Genomic DNA, 22,841 nt, shown 5'->3' with positions numbered 1-22,841 from the left:
CCTATTTCAGACGAACCACTTCTCTCTTTAATTCTTCTGTATACGCTTGAAACGTTTGCCCCTTTTTTGCCATACAAAAATCCCCTCCAGATTGACAGTTAAGAACATTTTATCATGTTCTCTTTTTTCTCTGTCTACCTGAAGGGGATAATACCACAAATTAAATTTGCCGTCCCTTTTTTTAATCCTCATCTATATATAAATATAGAAGCACTTTCGAAGTCATTCACGAATGGCTTATTGAGCATGCCAATCGAATAGGCTTCATCATTTATACAGCGTCCTTTTTATCAGTTTGAGCTGAAACGTTGTTCTCCAACGATCTCAAGTCTTCATTTACTTTTTGTCCTTGTTCCAAATATTCCGTTTGGAAACCACTCTTTATTGCCCAACTATAAAACATTAGTGATAAACATGTAATGATGACCATATCCAAACCAAATGGGATTATGTTTAGTCCACCAAACTTTTCACTGCCTAAGTATGAAATGGTCATCATACAGAGTAAGTAAACAACCATCCAAAGCCCTGCTGAAAAGTTTTGGCGGAATCCCTTCCATTTTATTTTTGATTGATAATAGAAATAAACGGGAAGACCAGCCATAATGATAAATAATACTTGACCTGTAAGCGGCCATCTTGCCCAATATAGAACTAAAGAAGCAAAAACAAAGCCCAGTGGTGCAATGATGCTTAATCCTTTTAAACGTAATGGTCTGTACAAGTTCTGACCTGTGCGTCTTAATGTCATGACAGTAACTGGACCTGTAATATAAGAAACTAAAGTCGCGACTGAAATAACCTCTGCCAATACGCCCCAGCCTCTAAACATGAATAAAAATAAGAAAGATACGCCTAGATTGAAAAACATGGCTTGACGCGGAATCCCATAAAGAGGATGCAGTTTTCCAAACACGCTTGGTAAATATTTATTCTTTTCCATTCCATAAAGCATTCGTGACGTGGTCGCCGTGTATGTTATTCCTGTCCCCGAAGGAGAAATAAAAGCATCTACGTATAGTAAAATAACCAACCAGTTTATGCCTAAAACAATTGCTAAGTCAGCAAAGGGTGAATTGAAATTCAAATGTTGCCATCCATTCACAATCATGGACGGGTCAACCGCTCCAATAAATGCAACCTGTAATAAAACGTAGATGACCGTTGCAATTAAAATGGAGCCAATTACTGCAATTGGGATCGAACGTCCAGGATTCTTTGCCTCACCTGCCATGTTAATTGGACTTTGAAAACCGTTAAATGCAAAGATGATACCAGAAGTTGCTACAGCAGTAAGTACACTTGCCCAACCATTCGGAGCGATACTTCCTGCAGATGTAAAATTGGATGCATGAAACCCGGCAAATAAAAGTGAGCCAATCGTAAGTCCAGGAATAATAATCTTAAAGACTGTAATAAATGAATTAGCTTTTGAAAACAAGCTGACTGTCCAGTAATTTAATAAAAAGTAGACGATCAGCAATACAGAGGCAATTGCCAAGCCTCCCCCAGTGAGACTTCCATTTTCCACTAAACCATGTGTCCACCGTGCCCATTCCCATGGCCATGAGCTCATATATTGAACAGAAGCAATCGCTTCAACTGGAATTACGGAAACGATTGCAATCCAGTTTGCCCAGCCTGCAATAAACCCTAAAAAAGAACCATGAGAGTACTGTGTGTATTTTACCATTCCCCCAGCTTCAGGAAACATAGACCCTAATTCACTGTAAGATAGTGCGATAAATAAAATAACAACCATCCCGATAATCCAAGAGATAATGGCAGCGGGTCCAGCAATCTGTGCCGCTCTCCAAGCCCCGAATAACCAACCTGAGCCAATAATTGACCCGAGTCCTACCATCATTAACGAAAATGTTCCCATCTTTCGCTGCATATTATTCATATATTTTTCACCATGCTTTCCAAAATTATTGCTTACGTTTAAAAGTAACTGGATTAATGATTGTTCTAATGCGTCCAATTACACCTTAAAGTAATTGCTGCATTTACTTCATCTCTTGTAAAAGTTTGAAAATTTTTGAGAAAATCTTAAGGATGTCCACTTATTGCTTCTATTAATTACTCCGGAACCAAATTTTTCTGCATTTCAGAAAATGCTTAAATCCCATTCTTGTGCCATTTGTTTCAATAACAAACTACCTGCTACGCTATTCCCATATTCATCGATGGCTGGTCCATAAATTCCAATGCCACATCCATCTTGAAAAGGCATTCCGCTTCTGGCACTTGGAGGAACTAGTGCCATAATCCCGCCAGATACTCCACTTTTGGCCGGCACCCCAATAAAAGCCGCAAATTTCCCCGAAGCATTGTACATACCGCAAGTAAGCATTAATGCTTTGGCCAGCTTAGCCACTTTTTTAGGGATTACTTGTTCTTTACGAACGGGATGGTAACCATCTTGAGCAAGAATCAGTCCAAGCAAGGCTATGTCTTCTGTGGTCACTACTATGGAACATTGCATGAGGTAAACCTCTAAGGCTTCCTCTACTTCCGATTCCAAATAATTGGTCTCTTTCAAATAGTGAGCCAAAGCTCTATTTCTATGAGAGGTTAGCCACTCAGATTGATACACTTCCTCATTGATTATCGGGCGCTTCCCTAACAAATTTTCAAATAGCTCATAGAGAAATGCCAATTTCTTTTGTGAAGAATCCCCTGGGAGAAGCGAAGCTACTGTAATCGCCCCGGCATTTATCATAGGATTAAACGGCTTTCCCGGCTTATGCATTTCTAAACGAATAATTGAATTGAAAGCATCCCCAGTCGGTTCCACATCGACCCTCTCTAACACATAAGAAATTCCGCGACCCAAGCATGCAGCTATAAAGCTGAGTACTTTTGAAATACTTTGCAGCGTGAAAGGAACTTCCCAATCCCCTGACTTGATCATTGTTCCGCCCGGCTCCAGTATGGTAATGCCCAATTGCGATAAATGTGCATTTCTCAATGCCGGTATATAATTAGCGGTTTGTCCTTCAATAGCAAAGGATCTGTAATGTGCTACCCATTCATCCAAGTCGGATTTTCTTTGACTATTTACGTGAATGTCATACTCTTGCGACAATTCTTCAATCACATTCTTCCACCTCTTCAGTTGTTGTATCATTATATTTTCAATATGAGCGTTTTACCGAATGCCATCAAGCTAGCATGTAATAGATTCGATGAAAAAATAATGAATATTCTAAAAATTGTTAAGCGCTTTCAAAATTTTCTTTCTGCATTAATTTTAAATTAGGAACTACATAATCATACGAAAACCTACAAAATCTAAAAAATAAAAATCCACTAAAAAAACGAGATCATCTCACATGTCCCGTTACCATTTTTTGTGGATAGAAAAACAGATTGATTTTGCCATAATTGATTATAAGCCGTTCTATTCAGGAACAAAGTAAGCGTTGTATTGAAGCCGATGAAACTGTATACTGATTTTTTAAACAAATAAGGAGGTGACGACTTGTATCTCAGTACGTTAATGAAAAAAGAGGTCTATGTCCTTGCTTTGATGTTGTTAACTGTTCCATTAGCAGGCGAATTGAGTTTTTATCCTTTCAATGAAACGTTTCGGGTAAGTTTTGGTGTGCCTGCATTTTTCTTCTTTTTACTATTATTACAAAAAATACCTGCCATATTTTCGGGCATCTTGACAGGAACAATGGTTGTGATATTTCGCATTCTAATCGACTTTTTCATGCAGGATAATTTCTCCTGGATTTCCGCTTTTTACGCTCATTATCCTAGTTTTTTCTTTTATTTTACCTATTCCGTTCTATTCTATTTTGCGAAAATCAACCGCTTTCAAAATCGAACTTTGATGATTGGATTTATTGGACTCATTATCGAAATATTGTCCGACTCCGTAGAATTAATCTTTCAATATATTGTGTTGGAAACAACAATTACGTTTGGCTCACTAAATGAGATGTTCGTTATCGCATTCGGCCACAGTTTTATCGTTTTGAGCTTTTTTAATATGATGAAACTTTATGAAGCACAATCAAGGGAGAGGCAAATCAGAAAACAAAATGAGCATATGCTGATGCTCATTTCCAATTTATACGAGGAAACGATTCATTTAAAAAAAACATTAAAAAATGCTGAGAATATTACAAAGAAATCATATGATTTGTATCGCGAATTAAAAGCACTGGAAAAAAGACGGGAAAATCAACTTCATGATCTTACAGAGCCATATAGTCAAAAAGCATTACGCATCGCGGGTGAAATGCATGAAGTCAAGAAAGATAATCAACGGATTTTTGCTGGTCTCTCCAAATTAATCTCCAATGAGAGTTTTAAAGATTATATGAATGCTGCTGAACTTTTTCATTTAATTATCCGAATTAATGAAAAATATGCCTTATCATTAGGAAAGGACATTCAATTCGAATACTCATTGGAAGGAAAAAACGATTCACCTTATCATGTATATACCGTTTTATCCCTTTTCAATAATTTAGTAGCCAATGCAGTGGAAGCAATTAATGAAAAGGGAATCGTCCGTTTAAGTTTGTTTGAAATTAGCGACAATGTAGAATTTAAAGTTGCTGATACCGGACCTGGAATTCCTCAAAAATACCAGACTGTCATATTCAAACCTGGTTTCACATCAAAGTATGATCAGTTCGGGACACCTTCAACAGGGATTGGACTCTCATATGTTAAAGAGGTCGTAAAAGAACTGGGTGGAGATATCCTATTTGAGAATAGTTTTAATGGCGCCATTTTTTCCATAAGATTACCCATTCATAAGTTGGTCCAGAAAGGATGATTCCATGCGTTTTTTTATAACAGATGATGATTGTGCCGTACGTTCAAATTTAAGCCAAATTATAGAAAACGAAGATTTAGGAGAGGTAGTGGAGGAAGCCGAGGATGGAAGTCTATTAGAAGGGCATATTTTGAATTTAAAACAAATTGATATTTTATTTATTGATTTATTAATGCCCATCCGGGATGGCATTGAGACACTTCGTCATATAAAAAATACATTTAACGGGAAAATAATAATGATTTCGCAGGTTGAATCAAAGGAGCTGATTGGTGAGGCATATTCACTTGGAATCGATTATTATATTACTAAACCAATCAATCGGATTGAGATATTGACAGTTATCCGAAAAGTTATGGAACGTATTCATTTAGAAAGATCAATCACAAATATCCAAGCTTCTTTAAATGGTGTATTGAACTTTGAGCAGCCAAAAGTTGATAACTCCAATAGTTTTAATGAAAAAAGTATAAGGGAGGTGGGTGAATTCCTTTTATCGGAATTAGGGGTCGTTGGAGAAAATGGCGCAAAAGATTTAATCGAAATGCTTCAGTATTTATTTATGTATGAACGGACTTTTACTTTTGGAAAGCAATTCCCCACCCTTAAAGAAATCTTTGTAGAAATCACCAAAAAAAAGCTCGGCACAGCAGCTTTGCAGGTAGATATCAATCGGGAAATAAAAGCTGCCGAACAGCGAATTCGCAGAACGATTAACCATTCGTTAAATCATTTCGCTTCGCTCGGTTTAACGGATTTTTCAAATCCTAAGTTTGAAAATTACGCTTCCAAATTTTTTGATTTCACAGTCGTTCGCCAAAAGATGAAAGAACTGCAAAATGATTCAACAGTAGTTCTTACACCTACCCGGGTAAATACAAAAAGGTTTATTCAAGTATTTTATTTCGAAGCGAAACGATTGAATCCTGATGAAATCATTAGATATAGATAATCCTAATTAAAACAAAAAACTGCATAAGCACTCAAAAAACATAAAATCCCCTGAGGATTTCAGGGGATTTTGGCCAGTTCTTATTTTTTCAACAATAAATACATGAAATAAGGAGCACCGATCAATGCAACCATAATACCTGCAGGAATCCCCTCGGGTTCAATTATATTACGGCCGATCGTATCGGCAAGCAGCAATAGCCATCCACCGATTAAAATGGCAACTGGAATGAATAGTTGATTTCGAGGTCCTACCAAGGATTTTGCTATATGCGGGGACATAAGTCCAATGAATGCAATTCCGCCTGTAACAGAAACGGCAGCCGCTGCCAATGCTACAGCCGTGATCAGCAGTACGATCCGCTCCTTTTCAATCGATACACCGACCCCAATTGCGACCGGTTCACTTAAACCAAGCAGATTCAAACGATTTGCTTTATATAAAGTGAATGGAATGAGGATGATTAACCATGGAATGATTGCCCAAATGAAAGGCCAATCCGTGCCCCATATATTTCCTGCCAACCATTTTGCGATGAAATCGACCTTCGCTCGTTCCGCTGACGAAATGAGGACAATCATCAGGCCTGAAAGCGCCATTGAAAAACCTACGCCGATCAGCACTAACCGGACGGGTTCAAGTCCACTCTTCCTCTTGTATGAGAGGATGTATATTAAACAGGCCGTCAGTAACGCTCCGATAAAACCAACAAGCGGAACCATATAAACAAAAGAACCAGCGTCAAGCGGGAAAAACAGAAAGAATGCGGCAATGGCAACACCTGCTCCTGAGTTGATCCCGATGATTCCGGGATCGGCTAAATCATTACGTGTGATCCCTTGTAGTATGGCTCCCGACAGTGCAAGGGCCATGCCAGCTAAAAGGGTGATGATGATACGCGGTAAGCGGACGGAAAATAATATGAATTCCTCTTTGAACGTCCCTTGCCCGAAGAGCGTTGGAAACAGTCGTCCTATAGAAAGATTGGAATAGCCCGAGCACGTCCCTATAATGATCGTAATGATGATGAGTGCACTCAATGCACCTATTATCCAACGCTGTTTTTTGACTAAAGCTGACTGAATCATGAAAATGCTTTACCTCCTTTACGCACGATTAGGAGGAAGAAAGGTAAACCTATCATCGCAACAACCGCTACCACAGGTGTTTCATATGGAGAATTGATCGTACGGCCGATCGTATCGGCAAGCAGCATGAAAGTGGCTCCCAAAATCGCAGACATAGGGAGGATGAATCGATAATCCGTACCCACGATAGCCCGAACGATATGTGGGACCATTAACCCGATGAACACCATATTTCCGACAAGCGCAACGGCAGCCCCTGCCAGGAGTATGATGACCACGAAGAGAACCGCCTTTATCTGTGTTGTCTTTTGCCCTAAGCCTACTGCCACTTCTTCACTTAAGCTAAGTATGGTGAGCTGTCTGGAAAAGATAAGGGAGATGAGGATGCCCATTAAAATGAACGGAACGATTACACGAAGCTGCTCCCATGAAGTTCCGATATTCCCGCCAGCTGTCCACATAGATACATCTTTTGAAACCTTGAAATATATGCCGACCCCTTGCGAAACTGCAAATAGGAATGCAGAGACTGCAGCACCAGCCAATACGATCCGCAAAGGTGAAAATCCTCCCTTTTTCATCGCACCGATTCCGAAAACCATGGTTGCCCCGACAGCGGAACCTATAAAACACGCAATCATGATCCCTAGATTATTAGCATTTGGAATGAATGCCAAAGTGATGGCGAGACCTGCATTGGCTCCTGCCGTCAATCCAAGCAATCCGGGATCGGCAAGTGGATTTCTGGTCATTCCCTGCATGATGGCCCCAGAAACGGCAAGGGCTGCACCCACAAAGATTGCCCCCACTTCACGAGGGAAGCGGATTTCCCGAATGATTGAAATCTTTTCACCGACAGCATTTGATGTCAGTGCTTGCCAGACGTCTTTAACGGTAACATCAGCCGCACCAAATGCCATTGAAATAATGAACATGCCTATAAAGGCGACGATCGCTATGATCAGTTTACTTATAAATGGGATGAAACGTTGATTTTCATTAGTCATCTGTCTCTCTCATTTCTTTTTTTATAGAATAAAAGGAGAGGAATTGGAATCCCTCTCCCTCGCTGTATTATTTTCCAAGAAAACTTTTGGAAAAGAAGTCTAATTGGTAATCTAATGTGATTGGATCATTGAAGTAGAATTTTTTTGCATCAGCTTCATACAGTTTATTGTTTTTAACGGCAGGTATGTTTTTAAACGTGTCAGTTTGTTGGAATGAATTGTCCTGATCTTTGTTATTGCTCAAAATCACATAATCACCTGCATAGTCTTTAAGGACTTCTAATGATAAGGCAAAGTAACCATCTTTCAGTGCCACTTCCTTTACCTTTTCAGGCATACCCAATTTCATTTCTTGATAAAGGATTTCCGTTCCACGTCCCCAATTATCACCGTATACATAGAACTGTTTGTCAAACTTTTCGAAAACGGAAACGGTAGCATCTTCTCCAATTTTGGCTTTAATTTCATCACCAGTTGTTTTTGCCCGTTTTTTGAAATCATCCACCCATGCTTGAGCTTCTTTTTCTTTATTTAAAAGTTTACCGATTTCTACATGTTGTGTTAAATAGTCAACTTTTCCGTATGTATATGTTACGGTAGGAGCAATTTCCTTTAATTTATCGACATTTTTAATCGTGGATAAACCAATGATTAAATCCGGATTCAACTCGATGATCTTTTCCAGGTTTTCGTCCGTCACTTCTTCCACATCTTTTAACTCTTTAAAATTCGGGTTCATTTTAGACCAGGAATCAACCCCTACAAGATTAACATCCAAAGCCATTACGTTACCTGCGAAAGATGATAGTACTAAAACACGCTGAGGATCAGCCGGAACTTCAACAGGACCATTTTCAGATTGATAGGTGATGGTACCTGATTTTTCCTTTTTGGAAGCGGAGCTTTTTTCTTTTTCGGCTGACTCGTTACCACAAGCGCTAATAATTAACACTAACAGCAGTATAAATGGAAACATTATCTTTTTCATTTGTTGTCAAATCTCCTTTTAGTAAGTTGTATGTGCTGCACATTGGTTTGTTCGTTCGTTGATCTCGTCCGATTACCGCATCAATATGGAATACTTCCTTAAGAACTTCATGAGTGATGACTTCTTCACAATCTCCTGCTTTGACTATTTCCCCGTCCTTTAAGGCAATGATATAGTCGGCAAAGCGAGCAGCTTGGTTCAAATCATGAAGAACCATGACAATTGTACGTCCCTGTTCTACATTCAGCCTCTGTAATAATTCCAGAACCTCCAGCTGATGCGCCATATCCAAATAGGTGGTCGGCTCATCAAGGAAGATGAATTCCGTTTCCTGGGCAAGGGCCATCGCAATCCAAACACGCTGGCGCTGACCTCCTGAAAGAGCATCCACGGGACGGAACTTGAAGTCTTTCGTGCCGGTCACTTCAAGTGCCCAATCAATCACATCATAGTCTTTCTGGGTCAGGCGCCCAAAACCTTTTTGATAGGGAAAGCGCCCATATGATACGAGCTCCCCAACCGTCAAACCGCTTGCACTCTCGGGTGTCTGAGGAAGTATGGCCATTTTTCTGGCGAGGATCTTAGTGCTTTCTTTTGAGATATTAACCCCATCTAAAACAACCGTACCTGATTGATTTGGAATGATTCTGGTGATCGCTTTCAAAAGTGTCGATTTCCCACATCCATTTGAACCGATGATCGTTGTGATTTTTTTATCTGGAATTTCCACACTGAGATCTTTTACAATTAAACGTTCACCATAACCAATGTTCAAATTCTCTGTATATAGGCGAACCATTTTTTAACCTCCATTTACTGAAAAAAATAGGTAAGTAAAAACTCAAATGAAAATGATTATCATTATCCACTACTTAATTACTATAATTCTATCTAAATATATTGTCAATGGTAAGTTCATGGTCATATAAGAAGAATTTCTGACAGGATTTTTGGGGCCGGTCCGTATTACCGACTGACAATGAAAACAATAAAGATCCCGGAGACGTTCCCGGGATCTTTACTGTTTGGCTCATACTCAGCACTTTGGCAAGAATATTCCTAATAGGCCGTATTCATTAATCAATGTTTCTTAAATCCTTGCTTCTCAACATAATCCTTCATGTACAGCCTGCTTTTCTTTCCAAGCATTCCTGCCATTTGCCCGGTCCAGGTGTCTTTTCGTTTACCTTTAGTCCGAAGCTCATAATAACTGGAAATCGTTTCATTATACTCTTCAAGTTGTCCGATGAACTCTTGCTTATCCTCCTGATATCCATTTTCATGATAAATGTTGGACAACGGCAAACGCGGCTTTTTATCCGAACGGTTTTTCGGATATCCGACCGCTAGAGCAAATAATGGTATAACACGATGCGGTATATTCAAAATCGCTGACACTTCCGGGAGATTATTGCGGATCCCGCCTATATAGCAAATGCCTAGATCCATCGATTCTGCCGCCAATGCTGCATTTTGGGCCGCTAGAGCCGCGTCAATACAGGCAACCATGAATTTCTCGGTACTTTCAATCGATTCGGACAGGTCCATGTTTTCCATTTCGGAAACCATATCCTGACGATATAAATCGGCGCAAAAGAGGAATAGATGTCCATTCTTCTCTACATATGACTGCGGTCCGGCAAGTTCGGCAAGCTTGGCTTTCTTTTCCGGGTCGGTTACCCCTATGATTGAATATGCTTGAATATAACTTGAAGTAGATGCAGCTTGGGCACATTCCACAATCGTATTGATTTGCTCCCCAGACAATAACTTGTCCTCAAAGGAACGAATGGAACGGTGATCTAAAATCTTCTCAATAATGTTATTCAATGCTCCCACCCCTAAAGAATATGTAAAGTATTCATCATCGGGGCTGAAATGCCCCCGATGACAGTATTGATGAAACTCAACCTTTTGTTTTCAAATCCAATTCACGGTAATTTTGCTGTCTAAGTGCTTCATAAACCAAGATGGCTGCCGTGTTCGACAGATTAAGGGAACGTACTTTATCCGTCATTGGAATCCGCAGGCACCGATCCATATTTTCTTGGATCAGATCTTTCGGGAGACCCGTCGTTTCACGGCCAAAAATGAAGAATATCTCACTGTCTTGATCACTGTAATCGAAGCTGGAATGCGGCTGCTCCCCGAATTTCGTCAAGTAATAAAATTCACCGCCGGCATTTCTTTCAAAAAACTCTTCTAACGAATCATAATAATGGATCTTTACATTCTCCCAGTAATCGAGCCCGGCCCGTTTGAGCTGTTTGTCATCCGTCGAGAAACCGAGCGGGCGAATGAGATGTAAAGACGTATCCGTCCCTGCACATGTTCTTGCGATATTTCCTGTATTTGCTGGAATCTGTGGTTGATATAAAACTACATGTATTGACACTTCATTTTCACCTCTAGTTTGAACTTCACCTTAATTATAGCATTAAACAAAAGAGACTAAAAACCTATCACCCTCCATCCAAAATCACAAAGAATTTATAAACAATGTTCGGTGTATATCTGGTTGAATCCTCATACGTCCAATATCGGTGACGGCTGTTCATCGTATGTGCATTCACAAGCGGCATCCCGTCCTGATCCTTCGCCGTTACAATCAAGTTATGGTCAAACCGTCCGTCCCCTTCGAAATCTATGCAGAGGATATCGCCCAAATTCAATTCCTTGGCCGACTCCACCTGCTTTGTCCTGATGGCATTCCCGGCTTTAAGCAGATGATATAAAGAATGGGCTGTCGTCCATGTATAACTCCAGCTTTTCCCCCTTATCCACCAGCCCTTATTTTTATTTGGCGCCCCCCACATCGGTATTCCCCCTGCATGTAAACATTGTGAAATGTAATTCGTACAATCATCGGTGAATTTATAATAAGCCGGATTGAATTCATTCCACCAACGCTCGGCATATTGAACGGCCTTCATTCGATCATACTTATATGCGAGACGATCTGCGCCTGGATCACATTTTGGCGGTGCCTCTTCGGTTTCAAAGCTGGGAATCAACTCATTTTCATCCACTATATACCCATTTCGAAACCGTGCCTCCCTTTCTTCCATTTCTTCTTCTATATAAAATGAATCTTCCTGTTTCAATAAATATTGCAGATGGACATGATAGGTCAGGACTGTATCCCGGTCTTCCTTTCTCTTCGAATGTACCTTGCCTGCCGCATTCACCCGAACAATTTCGGCAGCGCGGTTCCTCATCATTTTCTTCTTCAAATGTAACTTCCTTTCACCCCGTTCCAGATCATCTGAAGTATAAAACTCCACTCTTTCTTGTAAAAGGCGTTGCAATTGTTCCCTCAAGTTCATGCCCTCCTTCTTACCATCTATGCTAATGTGTATGTACGAGGGCATGGACAAAAACACAACTTCATAGATATGGGAGTTTTCAATCCTTAACCATAATGAAACTTTTTATAAAGATTTTCCTTGAAGCTTCCGAAATATCTTAAGCAAAAAAGCCGCCCCGTTATATTTACGAGGCGGCTGCATTTTAAATGTTATTTTGTTTCCAAGGTAAACTGCAGTCCTTTCTCAATTTCCGCCAATACCTCTTCATCCTTTTCCTTCGTTCGTGCTTCTTCCAATGCGGAAACAGCCTGCTCCCGGCCAATTTTCCCAACTGCCCAGGCCGCCGTCCCCCTGATGACGGGTCGCGGATCATTCTTCATGACCTGTATCAATAGAGGCATTGCCGTTTCATCTTTGAAATGGGCCAATGCTAAAATGGCATTTCGTTGGATTGGTTTTTTACCGCGCCAAGAGCCAGATACATGGCCGTATGTCTCTTTGAAGTCCCGATTTGAAATCGTAAGCAGGGGTTTTAACAGCGGTTTCGCCAGCTCGGGATCGGGTTCCATCTCCTCATGAAAATGAAAATCCATTCCTTTGTTTTTCGGACAAACGGTCTGGCATGTATCACATCCATACAAACGATTGCCTATTTTCGTCCTGAACTCATCCGGAAGGAATCCTTTTGTCTGTGTCAAGAACGCAATGCAACGCTTGGAATTTAGCTGGCCGCCCTGAACGAGTGCTCCAGTCGGGCAAACATCGACACATTTATTGCATGTCCCGCATTGATCTTCCATCGGTTGATCCGGTTCAAATGGCAGGTTGGATATCATATCTCCCAAGTATACATAAGACCCGAATTCCGGTGTGATGATCATACTGTTTTTTGCACTCCAGCCAATACCTGCACGCTCAGCCACTGCCCTATCTGATAACTCACCCGTATCAACCATGGACTTCATCATTGCCCCTGGCACTTTATCTTTAATGAAATTCTCAAGTAACTGCAATTTATTACGGAGAACGGTATGATAATCCGTTCCCCAAGACGCCCGGCAAAAGATCCCGCGGCGTTCACTTTTTGTACTTTGCGGAGCATCCTTCAATTTCGAAGGATAAGCAAGAGCAATCGAAATGATGGATTGCGGTTTATCGAATATCAATTCAGGCCTTACCCTTTTTTCTATATCGGCTTCCTCAAACCCTGACTGGTAATCCAGTTCCTGTTGACGTATCAGCCGACCTTTCAGTTCGGTGAAAGCCGTAGCCGATGTAAAGCCGATTTTATCGATGCCGATTTCCTTACTATATAAAATCACTTCTTGCTTGAATGAGTTCATATCCATATTAATCACCTACGTTCATTCAGTATTCCCATTGAAGCTTGAATCCATTTCAAACCATTGCTTTCTATGATAAACTAATTGCAATCATTTTTGGAGGTGAAACGGTTGGAAATTACCGTATCAGCTAATATTAGCAGTAAAATCCCTGAATTCAAAGTCGGGGTCATTACATATGAAAACATCGAAGTCGGTCCCTCCCCGCAAATGGTGAAGGGAAGACTTCAACTATTTCAGGAAGCTCTTTTCTTCGACCTTGAAGAAAAGGAATTGACCGACTTTTCCGGCATTAAAGTGTGGCGGGAAATTTTCAAGGCTACAGGAACAAACCCGTCACGGTATCGTCCCTCCGTGGAAGCCCTTTACCGCCGCGTAAAAAAACAGAATTACTTGACACCCATCCATTCGGCCATCGATTTGAATAACTTCTTCTCGCTGTTATATGAAGTTCCGATCGGCATTTATGATGCTGGAAAATTAACAGGAGACATCTCGATTAAGATTGGCGAGGGGTCAGATGGGTATGACGGTTTGAACGGCCGCTTCAATTCCATGGAAAATATGATTACCTCAGCCGATCATGCTGGCGCATTCGGAAGTCCTTACGTTGATTCAGAACGCACCAAAGTCACAGAAGAAACGAAAAAAGCCATCCAAATCATTTATTTACAACCCAATACTTCAACCACGGAAGCAAATCAGCTAACGAAATCCTTGATGGACATGTTTCTTGAAATCCACGGTGGTGAAGGAACTTACTCGATTATAGAAGGATAATTAAAATTGAACGGAAATAAACCCTTTCCACAATCGGAAGGGGTCTTTTCATTATTGTTCCACTTATAAAACCAGTCCGCTAGTATCCTTTTATTCAACCGATCGATACCCTGAAAAAGGTTCTTAAATTTCATTTCAGTCGATTCCAGAAATCCGCTCCCTTTCCGCCGACTGTCTGCGAAGCCTCCTCGAGGTAAACGTTTCCGGGGTCTCAGCTAGCCGGTTACTCGGCAGGAGTGTCGCAAATTTCTTCCATCCTTTAAGAATTAATGTAAAAAACCTCAAGGATCACCTCGTCTTAAACTTGGTTCGGGATGAGTCTAGCCTGCGTTTTTCTTAATATATCATTCCAGTTGATTCCAGAAACCCGCTCCCTTTCCACCGACTGTCTGCCAAGCCTCCTCGACGTAAACGTCTCCGGGGTCTCGGCTAGCCAGTTACTCGGCAGGAGTGTCGCAAATTTCTTCCATCCTTTAAGAATTAATGTAAAAAACCTCAAGGATCACCTCGTCTTAAACTTGGTTCGGGATGTCCAGCCTACGGTTTTTTCTTAATATTTCATTCCAGTCGATTCCAGAAACCCGCTCCCTTTCCGCCGACTGTCTGCCAAGCCTCCTCGACGTAAACGTCTCCAGGGTCTCGGCTAGCCAGTTACTCGGCAAGAGTGTCGCAAATTTCTTCCATCCTTTAAGGATTAATGTAAAAAACCTCAAGGATTACTTCGTCTTAAACTTGGTTCGGGATGAGTCTAGCCTACGGTTTTTTCTTAATATTTCATTCCAGTCGATTCCAGAAACCCGCTCCCTTTGCACCGACTGTCTGCGAAGCCTCAAAAAAGCAAACGTCTCCGGGGTCCCGGCTAGCCAGTTCCTCGGCAGGAGTGTCGCAAATTTCTTCCATCCTTTAAGGATTAATGTAAAAAACCTCAAGGATTACTTCGTCTTAAACTTGGTTCGGGATGAGTCTAGCCTGCGGTTTTTATTTAAAAGAACGTTCCAGTTGATTGGAACGTAAGGTACGAGACTCCTGCGGGAAAAGCGTGGCCAAGGGAGACACCGAAGGCGAGAGCCAAGGAGGCTCCCGGACCGCCCGCGGAAAGCGAGTGCCTGTAGTGGAAATCAACGATCAGATTTGCTAACCCTCAAAAACACTTTCCGTTTTACCCCAGAAATTCATTACCTTCCCTCCGACTGTCTGCGAAGCCTCATCAAAGCAAACGTTTCCGGGGTCTCAGCTAGCCGGTTTACAATGGTTACTTTTTGCCTTTCGATTGATAATCATCGATGCTACATAAGCCTGGCACGCCTTTCTCTTCCCCATTAACAAAAAAAGCACAAACTTATTCAAACGGATTCTACTAACATAGTTAATCATATTGACTAAGTTCATGCTGCATTTAAATCCCCACACTCCCGGATGAAGGATAATCAAAAATTTTTTGGGTATGACATACTGTGTTACCGCTTCGATGAAATGCAGGCAATTTGGACAATAAAAAAATCCCACTGTAAACAGTAGAATTCTTGTGATAATATTTAAACGCAAAGCTTCGTTCTCCAGGTAACGAAACCCTACGTTATGAGTATGTATTGGAGCGGGTGAAGGGAATCGAACCCTCATCATCAGCTTGGAAGGCTGAGGTTTTACCACTAAACTACACCCGCATATTCTTGTAGAAGTTTGTCGAATTACCAATCAACAAAATTAATTATATAGTTTAATGTGAAAAAATGCAATAGTTTTTTTAAAAAAAATTAATAATTAGCGTATTGTAACGTTAATATATTCATTCACTCTAGTAAGTATGTTAAAAAGTCCTCTGATTCAGAGAACTTTTTTCATCCTATATGATGATTTAAGACCAAATGACTTCCATTAAACGCGGATAAACCTGCTGTGCCGTTTCAAGCAGCATGATTAACTTCCTGAACGCCAGATCCGGTACGATATCCCCCTCAATGGAGTATGAATAACGAATGGAAATGGTCCCATTTTCTTCATACAGCTTGGAATACCTGAAATTAGCATTAAATTCATTCAACAGTGTATGTACATCCTTTTTCTTTTCAGGATTCTTCAACTCGGCGACATTAAAGCAAAATAAGTCCGCCACATTTTCATCTTGATTGAAAGCAAATACTAAAAGGACCTTCCACCCGTCCTTTAACTTTTGCTCGGCTCTAAAAAAGGTGGTGCCATCTTCATTCAACTCATTCATATAGATTTTCTCACTAGTTAAAAAATCACGAAATTTAGCAACGTTTGACATGGTTCATCACCTTTCTGTTTATAAGTCCATTTTATAATGAAAACCAGCATTTTTACAGACTTTTCTACCAATCTGCCAATTTTCTCCTATTAACAGAGGCGACATTAAAAGGAAGGGAGTCAAGTATGAACACCCTTCCTAGATTGATTAGCCGGTTGCTTCTCCGGAAAACTGAAACGCTACTTGCAGGTCCAAAATTTCCTGGCGGATTTTTGAGTATCCTTCCATTTCAGGAACCTCTTTATTCGTAAGTGGTCGACCTTTAACTGCCGCTATCGCCATGGTATATCCCTAAATGGTTTAAGAGATACCACTTGATTAGGAAAACGGCCTTTTCCCGATTGAAAGGCCGCTTTTGTTATAAGCTGCTTAAAAATCACAACGAAGACCTTCCTCAGCTTTATTTCCATAAAACTTATAGTTGAGCGAATTCGGGTTCCGCAACTTTTACAAGCTGTTTTCCGAGGTTCGTTCCTTTAAACAGACCTAAAAATGCATCCGGTGTGTTTTCGAACCCTTCAATAATCGTTTCTTCATACTTCAGCTTTCCTTCTTGAAGCCACTTACCTAATTCCGTAGCACCCTCCTGGAATCTAGCGGCATAATTTCCAACTGTGAAACCTTTCATTAGTGCACTGGTTTTGATCATTGCCGATTGCAGACGCGGTCCTAGATCTTTTCCTTCCGCGTTATATGAGGAAATTGCCCCGCATAATGGAATTCGGGCATTCGCATTCAAAAGTGTAAAAACAGCATCGGACACCTCGCCGCCCACATTATCGAAATAAACATCGACTCCATCAGGAACAGCATTGGCTAAATCTGTCGCAAAACTATCACTTTTATAATTTACGGCTCCATCAAACCCGAGCTCTTTCGTTAAGTACTCAAGTTTTTCATCCGAGCCAGCGATGCCAACAACCTTCGCACCTTTAATCTTAGCAATTTGTCCGACTACTGAACCAACTGCTCCAGCCGCTCCTGAAACGACTACCGTTTCACCTTCTTGAGGTTTACCAATATCAAGCAAACCAAAATAAGCAGTTAAACCTGTCATTCCAAGAATCCCCAAATGAGTTGTGACCGGAGCCACCTTGGGATCAATCACACGGATATCCTTTTCAGTGACAACTGTGTATTCTGCCCAGTCGATATTCCCAACAACGACATCCCCTTGTTTGAAGGAATTCGATTTCGACTCAACAACTTCGGCAACAACGCCGCCCGTGATGACCTTATTCAATTCAAATGGAGCTATATATGATTTGGTATCTTGCATTCTGCCACGCATGTATGGATCGACAGATAAATATAGTGTCCGTACTAAAATCTCATTATCCTTCGGTGTGGGAACTTCACTCTCAACAAAGTTAAAATCCCCTTTCGAAGGCATACCTTTCGGGCGATTTGCCAGGGTGATTATTTGTTGTTTGGTTTGTGTCATCATTGTTCCTCCTTGGTTTGAATACGTAATTTCGAAAAGAAGCGTATCACTGATGAAGTTCATAGGTCAAAAAATATGATTGGCTATTGCTTCCATAACACCATTTATGTAGCCTTTTCTGAAAATCTCAAACTTGCTATAGCCTATTATGTCCAATGCTTTTCATTTCGATAAACTGTTCGCTCTCCAGAAAAATTTAACGGCCTTTCCCCGATTGAATACCGGGAAAAAGCCGCAGCTTGAAATACTCTTTTTTTATTTTCCGCTACAGGGCTACTGCCCCTTCTTCTTATGAACTAATTCATGGATAGTCTACATCAATTTTGAAATGAACATCGTTGCAATCCCAAAGTAAATTAGTAACGAGAGTATATCATTCAGTGTTGTAATTAGCGGACCAGACGCAACTGCGGGATCGATGTTGAATTTATATAATATCAAAGGAATAATGGTCCCAGCTAAAGTCCCGATAATCAGGGTCATCACCAATGAACTTCCAACCACTAATCCCAAAACGGGATTTCCCTGCCAAACATAAGCTATGATGGAAATTAATATTCCGCAGGTGATGCCTATTATCAAGCCAACTTTCAGTTCTCGTATAATGAGCCTGGTCACGACTCCTTTATCCGTATCACTAGTGATTAGGCCTCTTACAACAACAGCTAAAGATTGAGTACCTGTATTTCCAGTCATCCCTGCAATCATCGGCATAAAGAAGGCAAGTGCAACAACTTTGGACAAGGTTTCTTCAAAACCGCTTATAATGGTTCCAGACACTAATCCGATGAATAAAAGTAAAATAAGCCAGGGCAGCCGACGATATGCGGCCACATGCGCCTTCGTGTCAAAGTCTATAGCTTTACCGGATGCCGATAATTTTTCAATATCTTCATTCGCTTCCTTAATGACAACATCAATAATATCATCGACGGTTACAATTCCTACTAACTCATTATTTTTTTCCACTACTGGAATTGCTAAAAAATCATATCGCTCAATAACACGAGCTACCTCTTCTTGGTCTTCATATGCAGATACGGAGATAACCCGGCTGTACATAATATCTTGAATTTTTTCAGATTCATCATTTATTATTAAATCCCGATACGAGACAACACCTACTAATTTTTTATCATTATCAATTACATAAAGATAGTTGATCGTTTCCGAAAACTCCGCAAAGATTTTCAGTTTTTCAACTGATTCACGCACCGAATAATGTTGGGGGATCCATACAAAACGGTTTGTCATGATTCGCCCTGCCGTTTCAGGGGGATAATTCATGATATTTTGAACGATTTTTGATTCTTCTTGTTTCATGCCAGAAAGGAGTTCTTCGATTTTTCCAGGGGATAGGTCCTCTAACAATGAAGCTAGATCATCATTATCCATTAAATCCATTACATGGCCGGATTTCTCTATTCCCAATTTACTAAGAATTTTTAATTGATGGGCCTTCTCAACTTCTTGAATCAGTTCAGCGATTTGTTCTGAATCGAGTAACAACAAGAAGCGTGTATGGTGTTTTTCTGGGAGCCCTTCAAAAATTCGCGCAATGTCATATGGTTGGAGTTCTTCCAATATCGCTTGAAATTCTTTCTTTTTTCCTTCTTTTAATACCTTTATGATTTGTAAAGTCATTTGATTTTCCATCTTGTCTCTCACTCCTTTTTAGGGGAGCCAAAAAATATTTCCCTTATATATTAAGAGTAAAAAAAATATTATTATTCCCCTTCCAAAATCTTGTTTCCATTCACGAAAAAGTCGTCGTGAATAGTTGTCCAAATCCCTCACCTCCAGGAAAAAAATAAAAACACCTCCATTACAAATGAAGGTGTTAAATAGGTATATATGCGTACATTGTCTGGTTGACAAATACAAACAGCCGTATATGACTGAATGACAAATACAAGCATAAATCCAGTTCCTCCATTCGTAGAGCTTTAGCACTGTGTGGCATAGGACAAAGCCAGCTACATTAAAAACCACCTTATGTCGATGGTTTCTGTTGACCCATTGGCGTCTTTCGACATTTTTGGGCAGTAGCGTATCTCCTACACAGGAGCCTCACCTAACGAGGATATTTAATTTACACATTCACTCTAAAAGAGTTTCTTTTAGATGTCAATGTTTAATTCAAATAATTCTAATTTCGACCTGATTTCCCGACCTTTAATGGAAACAACACCAACTTTTGCGCCCGGATTAAAAAGGATACAACGGAGAAATAATGCGACTGCAAGGGAAAATATTGGAATTTTATATTGAAACTTACTTATAATGAAAACGGATATCCAATGACTGAGTCTAATTATTTCAAGAAAGGAACTGGCTCAAATGAAAAAAATTTTGTGGATTATATGTATTATCGTAAGTGCTGCTTTATTAATGGCAGGTTGCAGAACCAAGGACGAGGTACAGGTGGAGGAGAAATCGAAGGAAGTGAGCTCATTGAATGCTATTGAAGGCAGATGGGAAGGAAATATTAAGATCCCAAATCACCCGCTTCCAATCATTGTTCATTTTACGAAGAAGGATGGAACGATAAGTATTCCTGTACAAGGGTTGAACGAGTTCCCCTTAACAAGTGTAAGGTTAAGTGAATCAGACTTGTTTTTTGATATGAAAATCCAAAATCAGCAAATTACGTTTGATGGGAAAGTAAATCAGGATAAGATTTCAGGAACATTTGTTCAAAAAGGGCAAGCCTTCCCCTTTGAATTGCTCAAGAAATCCGATCAGGCAGTTGAAGAAAAAGAATCAGGTGAAATCGTGCAGGCCGACTTAAAGAACGGAACCATTAAAGGCCTTTTAGAAACACCAAAACATGAAGGGCCTTTTCCTGTGATGATTATGATTGCGGGTTCCGGGCCGACCGATAAAGATGGTAACACCATTGCAAATCCCGGAAAAAATAATAGTCTGAAAATGTTAGCCGAAAGTCTTGCTGAAAAAGGGATTGCAAGCATCAGGTATGATAAGCGCGGAATTGGTGAAAATATGCAATTGGCAGGAAAAGAAGAGGACCTGAGATTTGAACAGTATATTGATGATGCAGCTGCCTGGGTCCAATTTGCCAAAAAGGATGGCCGTTTTTCCAAAGTCGGCATCATCGGCCATAGCGAAGGCTCGTTAATTGGAATGGCAGCCGCAAAGAAAACAGAAACGGACATATTCATTTCATTGGCGGGTGCAGGCGAACCTATTGACCAAGTTCTAATCAAACAGCTTGAAGAGCAGCTTACACCGGCGTTATTAACGGAATCCAAAGATATACTGGCAAAGCTAAAACAAGGAAAACAAGTCGAGACTGTCAGTGCTGATCTGCAAAGTGTATTCCGCCCCTCTGTTCAGCCTTACATGATTTCTTGGATTCAATATAACCCGCTAGAATCAGTAAAGGAACTGAATATCCCTGTTCTGATCGTCAACGGCAATAGAGACATTCAAGTGCCGGCAACTAATGCAAAAGCGTTACATGAGGAAAAAGGCGATTCAGAATTACTTATAATCGAAAAGATGAATCATGTATTGAAAGAAGCCCCTGCAGATCGAGCAGGAAATTTAGCAACCTATACAAATCCTGAACTGCCATTATCCTCTGGATTGGTGAGTGGAATCATTGAATTTTTAAACAAAAATGACATCACCAGAAATTGAGAATTGTTTCTCCCCCGGGTTTGCAAAGATCACTCAAATGATTCTTGGTGCCTACAATATTAAGGTAAATAAGGAGATCAAAATTGAAGATTATCGCTTTAAAATTACCAAAAGATTTGAATGAAAACACTTATGAAGAAATGCTCAATTTATGTCCTCGACAAAGACAATTGAGCATACGCAAATTACAAAAGATAGAGGATAAATACCGTTCTTTATTTGGGGAGCTATTAGCTAAGTGGTTCATAAGTGACAGTTTAAAAGATCCATTTCAAAATATCCAATTTGTCTTAGGTGAAAATGGGAAACCCCATCTAGCAGGAGGAAGAATTCACTTTAATATTTCCCATTCAGGTGATTGGGTTGTTGTTGGCATTCATAATGATTCCATAGGCGTTGATATAGAAGAGGTCAAAGATTTCAATATCTATGAAATTGCCAACAGTACTTTTAGCAGTGAAGAACTAATGTATTTAATTAAATCACCCAAAGCTAATCAAATCGAAATTTTCTTTAAAATGTGGACGCTGAAGGAAAGCTGGTTAAAATGTATAGGTTCAGGTTTTTTGGTTCCCCCAAATACTTTTTCAATCTTGAATAGAAGGAATCGTTATAGTTTAGAAATACCAACTGAGGAATTTTCAAAAATAAAATCACTAGGTTTAAAAATTGGAAATACGTCTGACTATCGTTTTAAGTTGTATCATCTTGGATCTGGGTATCCCATAAGTGTTTGTGCTAATAACGGAAATGAAAATCATTTCGAATTCCCTGATAATATCGATATTATAGAATTGAATAGTTTAATGAATGAGTTGAAAACACTTTAAATAACTTTATATTACTATATAGAAGTTTTAAAGTGTCGTTCATGATTTTCCCTGAAGCTGAGAAATGAGGCACCCTATCATGGAAACCATTGCCTAAGAACAAATGGTAAGTCCTATTTGTTTTCAACTTCTTCAATTGTTTACGCCTCGCTGAATGGAATCATATTAATAAAGCATCGTCTTTACCTCAAGCTTTATTCATTCTATTAAAAAAAAATGAAGACTTTAGGAAATTCTATCTAAATGGTAAAACAATGTTGAGTGGAACGTAAGGTGCAAGATGCCTGCGGGAAAAGCGAGTGCCTGGAGTGGAAATCAATGTCCAAAATGTACAGACCGAAAAAAAATGTAGACAAACTCGAATTTCA

Annotated in this window: 19 protein-coding genes, 1 tRNA gene and 1 riboswitch; of the genes, 5 read left to right on the top strand and 15 right to left on the bottom strand. The window is 40.1% G+C overall.

All coding sequences use genetic code 11. The annotated features are described in order from the left end of the window. Positions 1-271: 271 nt before the first annotated feature. On the bottom strand, positions 272-1,906 hold the full coding sequence (locus tag J7I90_RS23575; protein WP_214774007.1) for a glutamate/serine transporter AimA: 1,635 nt from the start codon (positions 1,904-1,906) through the stop codon (positions 272-274). 204 nt (positions 1,907-2,110) lie between these two features. After that, positions 2,111-3,100 carry a glutaminase gene (locus tag J7I90_RS23570; RefSeq protein WP_311315251.1) on the bottom strand — a complete coding sequence of 330 codons (990 nt, stop codon included), beginning with the start codon at positions 3,098-3,100 and terminating at the stop codon, positions 2,111-2,113. 435 nt (positions 3,101-3,535) lie between these two features. Between J7I90_RS23570 and J7I90_RS23565 the strand changes: the two genes are divergently transcribed. Next, positions 3,536-4,801: a sensor histidine kinase gene (locus J7I90_RS23565; protein WP_214774006.1), complete on the top strand. Its 1,266-nt coding sequence runs from the start codon at positions 3,536-3,538 to the stop codon at positions 4,799-4,801. 4 nt (positions 4,802-4,805) lie between these two features. After that, positions 4,806-5,753 carry a response regulator gene (locus J7I90_RS23560; protein WP_214773998.1) on the top strand — a complete coding sequence of 316 codons (948 nt, stop codon included), beginning with the start codon at positions 4,806-4,808 and terminating at the stop codon, positions 5,751-5,753. 80 nt (positions 5,754-5,833) lie between these two features. On the opposite strand, the gene J7I90_RS23555 is transcribed toward J7I90_RS23560, so the two are convergent. From J7I90_RS23555 to queG, 8 genes are all read right to left on the bottom strand, one after another. Next, positions 5,834-6,841, bottom strand: a complete 1,008-nt coding sequence (locus J7I90_RS23555; protein WP_048689868.1) for a FecCD family ABC transporter permease — start codon at positions 6,839-6,841, stop codon at positions 5,834-5,836. Further along, complete coding sequence (locus J7I90_RS23550) at positions 6,838-7,848, bottom strand: FecCD family ABC transporter permease (RefSeq protein ID WP_053533900.1); 1,011 nt, start codon at positions 7,846-7,848, stop codon at positions 6,838-6,840. Before J7I90_RS23550 ends, J7I90_RS23555 begins: the two co-directional genes overlap by 4 nt. A gap of 67 nt (positions 7,849-7,915) precedes the next feature. Continuing rightward, complete coding sequence (locus tag J7I90_RS23545) at positions 7,916-8,836, bottom strand: iron-hydroxamate ABC transporter substrate-binding protein (RefSeq protein WP_145504876.1); 921 nt, start codon at positions 8,834-8,836, stop codon at positions 7,916-7,918. Next, the gene (locus J7I90_RS23540; RefSeq protein ID WP_214773997.1) at positions 8,787-9,635 is read right to left on the bottom strand and encodes an ABC transporter ATP-binding protein; all 849 of its coding nucleotides are present in this window, start codon (positions 9,633-9,635) and stop codon (positions 8,787-8,789) included. The genes J7I90_RS23545 and J7I90_RS23540 overlap by 50 nt, the downstream gene beginning before the upstream one ends. 281 nt (positions 9,636-9,916) lie before the next feature. Next, positions 9,917-10,666: an oxygen-insensitive NADPH nitroreductase gene (gene nfsA / locus J7I90_RS23535; RefSeq protein WP_214773996.1), complete on the bottom strand. Its 750-nt coding sequence runs from the start codon at positions 10,664-10,666 to the stop codon at positions 9,917-9,919. Between the two features lie 76 nt (positions 10,667-10,742). After that, positions 10,743-11,231 carry a tRNA (uridine(34)/cytosine(34)/5-carboxymethylaminomethyluridine(34)-2'-O)-methyltransferase TrmL gene (trmL, locus tag J7I90_RS23530; protein WP_048689880.1) on the bottom strand — a complete coding sequence of 163 codons (489 nt, stop codon included), beginning with the start codon at positions 11,229-11,231 and terminating at the stop codon, positions 10,743-10,745. 67 nt (positions 11,232-11,298) lie between these two features. Next, on the bottom strand, positions 11,299-12,156 hold the full coding sequence (locus tag J7I90_RS23525; RefSeq protein WP_214773995.1) for an amidase domain-containing protein: 858 nt from the start codon (positions 12,154-12,156) through the stop codon (positions 11,299-11,301). Positions 12,157-12,353: 197 nt separating this feature from the next. Next, positions 12,354-13,493, bottom strand: a complete 1,140-nt coding sequence (gene queG, locus J7I90_RS23520) for a tRNA epoxyqueuosine(34) reductase QueG (RefSeq protein ID WP_214773994.1) — start codon at positions 13,491-13,493, stop codon at positions 12,354-12,356. Positions 13,494-13,598: 105 nt separating this feature from the next. Here queG and J7I90_RS23515 point away from each other — a divergent pair, with 105 nt between their 5' ends. Then, the gene (locus J7I90_RS23515; RefSeq protein ID WP_214774005.1) at positions 13,599-14,267 is read left to right on the top strand and encodes a B3/B4 domain-containing protein; all 669 of its coding nucleotides are present in this window, start codon (positions 13,599-13,601) and stop codon (positions 14,265-14,267) included. A gap of 1,590 nt (positions 14,268-15,857) precedes the next feature. Here the strand turns inward: J7I90_RS23515 and J7I90_RS23510 are convergent. The 5 genes from J7I90_RS23510 to mgtE form a co-directional block, all read right to left on the bottom strand. Continuing rightward, positions 15,858-15,931: transfer RNA gene (locus tag J7I90_RS23510), tRNA-Gly, on the bottom strand. 191 nt (positions 15,932-16,122) lie between these two features. Further along, positions 16,123-16,536: a YbjN domain-containing protein gene (locus tag J7I90_RS23505; RefSeq protein WP_214773993.1), complete on the bottom strand. Its 414-nt coding sequence runs from the start codon at positions 16,534-16,536 to the stop codon at positions 16,123-16,125. A 147-nt stretch (positions 16,537-16,683) separates the two neighbouring features. After that, on the bottom strand, positions 16,684-16,818 hold the full coding sequence (locus tag J7I90_RS27885) for a hypothetical protein (RefSeq protein WP_285289464.1): 135 nt from the start codon (positions 16,816-16,818) through the stop codon (positions 16,684-16,686). A 133-nt stretch (positions 16,819-16,951) separates the two neighbouring features. After that, positions 16,952-17,980, bottom strand: a complete 1,029-nt coding sequence (locus tag J7I90_RS23500) for an NADP-dependent oxidoreductase (RefSeq protein WP_214773992.1) — start codon at positions 17,978-17,980, stop codon at positions 16,952-16,954. A 312-nt stretch (positions 17,981-18,292) separates the two neighbouring features. Beyond that, the gene (mgtE, locus tag J7I90_RS23495) at positions 18,293-19,636 is read right to left on the bottom strand and encodes a magnesium transporter (protein WP_214773991.1); all 1,344 of its coding nucleotides are present in this window, start codon (positions 19,634-19,636) and stop codon (positions 18,293-18,295) included. A gap of 267 nt (positions 19,637-19,903) precedes the next feature. Next, a riboswitch (M-box (ykoK) riboswitch) is annotated at positions 19,904-20,069 on the bottom strand. 251 nt (positions 20,070-20,320) lie between these two features. On the opposite strand from mgtE, the gene J7I90_RS23490 reads away from it, so the two are divergent. Together J7I90_RS23490 and J7I90_RS23485 are read left to right on the top strand one after the other, a co-directional pair. Next, entirely contained in the window at positions 20,321-21,643 is a 1,323-nt protein-coding gene (locus J7I90_RS23490; RefSeq protein WP_251025445.1) for an alpha/beta hydrolase family protein, read from the top strand. A gap of 83 nt (positions 21,644-21,726) precedes the next feature. Further along, a complete protein-coding gene (locus J7I90_RS23485) occupies positions 21,727-22,473 on the top strand; it encodes a 4'-phosphopantetheinyl transferase family protein (RefSeq protein ID WP_214773990.1) in 747 nt (248 codons plus the stop codon). The last annotated feature ends 368 nt before the right edge of the window (positions 22,474-22,841 follow it).

Origin of the sequence: Bacillus sp. ISL-57, assembly GCF_018613135.1 — a bacterium.
Taxonomy (GTDB): domain Bacteria; phylum Bacillota; class Bacilli; order Bacillales; family DSM-1321; genus Peribacillus; species Peribacillus frigoritolerans.
This window is presented reverse-complemented; position numbering and strand designations above follow the sequence as displayed.

What these genes read in the sequence shown, in the direction of transcription:
- J7I90_RS23575 (WP_214774007.1), bottom strand. Translation starts at nt 1,906, where the DNA reads ATGAATAATATGCAGCGAAAGATGGGAACATTTTCGTTAATGATGGTA.
- J7I90_RS23565 (WP_214774006.1), top strand. Translation starts at nt 3,536, where the DNA reads ATGTTGTTAACTGTTCCATTAGCAGGCGAATTGAGTTTTTATCCTTTC.
- J7I90_RS23560 (WP_214773998.1), top strand. Translation starts at nt 4,806, where the DNA reads ATGCGTTTTTTTATAACAGATGATGATTGTGCCGTACGTTCAAATTTA.
- J7I90_RS23555 (WP_048689868.1), bottom strand. Translation starts at nt 6,841, where the DNA reads ATGATTCAGTCAGCTTTAGTCAAAAAACAGCGTTGGATAATAGGTGCA.
- J7I90_RS23550 (WP_053533900.1), bottom strand. Translation starts at nt 7,848, where the DNA reads ATGACTAATGAAAATCAACGTTTCATCCCATTTATAAGTAAACTGATC.
- J7I90_RS23545 (WP_145504876.1), bottom strand. Translation starts at nt 8,836, where the DNA reads ATGAAAAAGATAATGTTTCCATTTATACTGCTGTTAGTGTTAATTATT.
- J7I90_RS23540 (WP_214773997.1), bottom strand. Translation starts at nt 9,635, where the DNA reads ATGGTTCGCCTATATACAGAGAATTTGAACATTGGTTATGGTGAACGT.
- queG (WP_214773994.1), bottom strand. Translation starts at nt 13,493, where the DNA reads ATGGATATGAACTCATTCAAGCAAGAAGTGATTTTATATAGTAAGGAA.
- J7I90_RS23505 (WP_214773993.1), bottom strand. Translation starts at nt 16,536, where the DNA reads ATGTCAAACGTTGCTAAATTTCGTGATTTTTTAACTAGTGAGAAAATC.
- J7I90_RS27885 (WP_285289464.1), bottom strand. Translation starts at nt 16,818, where the DNA reads ATGGCGATAGCGGCAGTTAAAGGTCGACCACTTACGAATAAAGAGGTT.
- J7I90_RS23500 (WP_214773992.1), bottom strand. Translation starts at nt 17,980, where the DNA reads ATGACACAAACCAAACAACAAATAATCACCCTGGCAAATCGCCCGAAA.
- mgtE (WP_214773991.1), bottom strand. Translation starts at nt 19,636, where the DNA reads ATGGAAAATCAAATGACTTTACAAATCATAAAGGTATTAAAAGAAGGA.
- J7I90_RS23490 (WP_251025445.1), top strand. Translation starts at nt 20,321, where the DNA reads ATGAAAAAAATTTTGTGGATTATATGTATTATCGTAAGTGCTGCTTTA.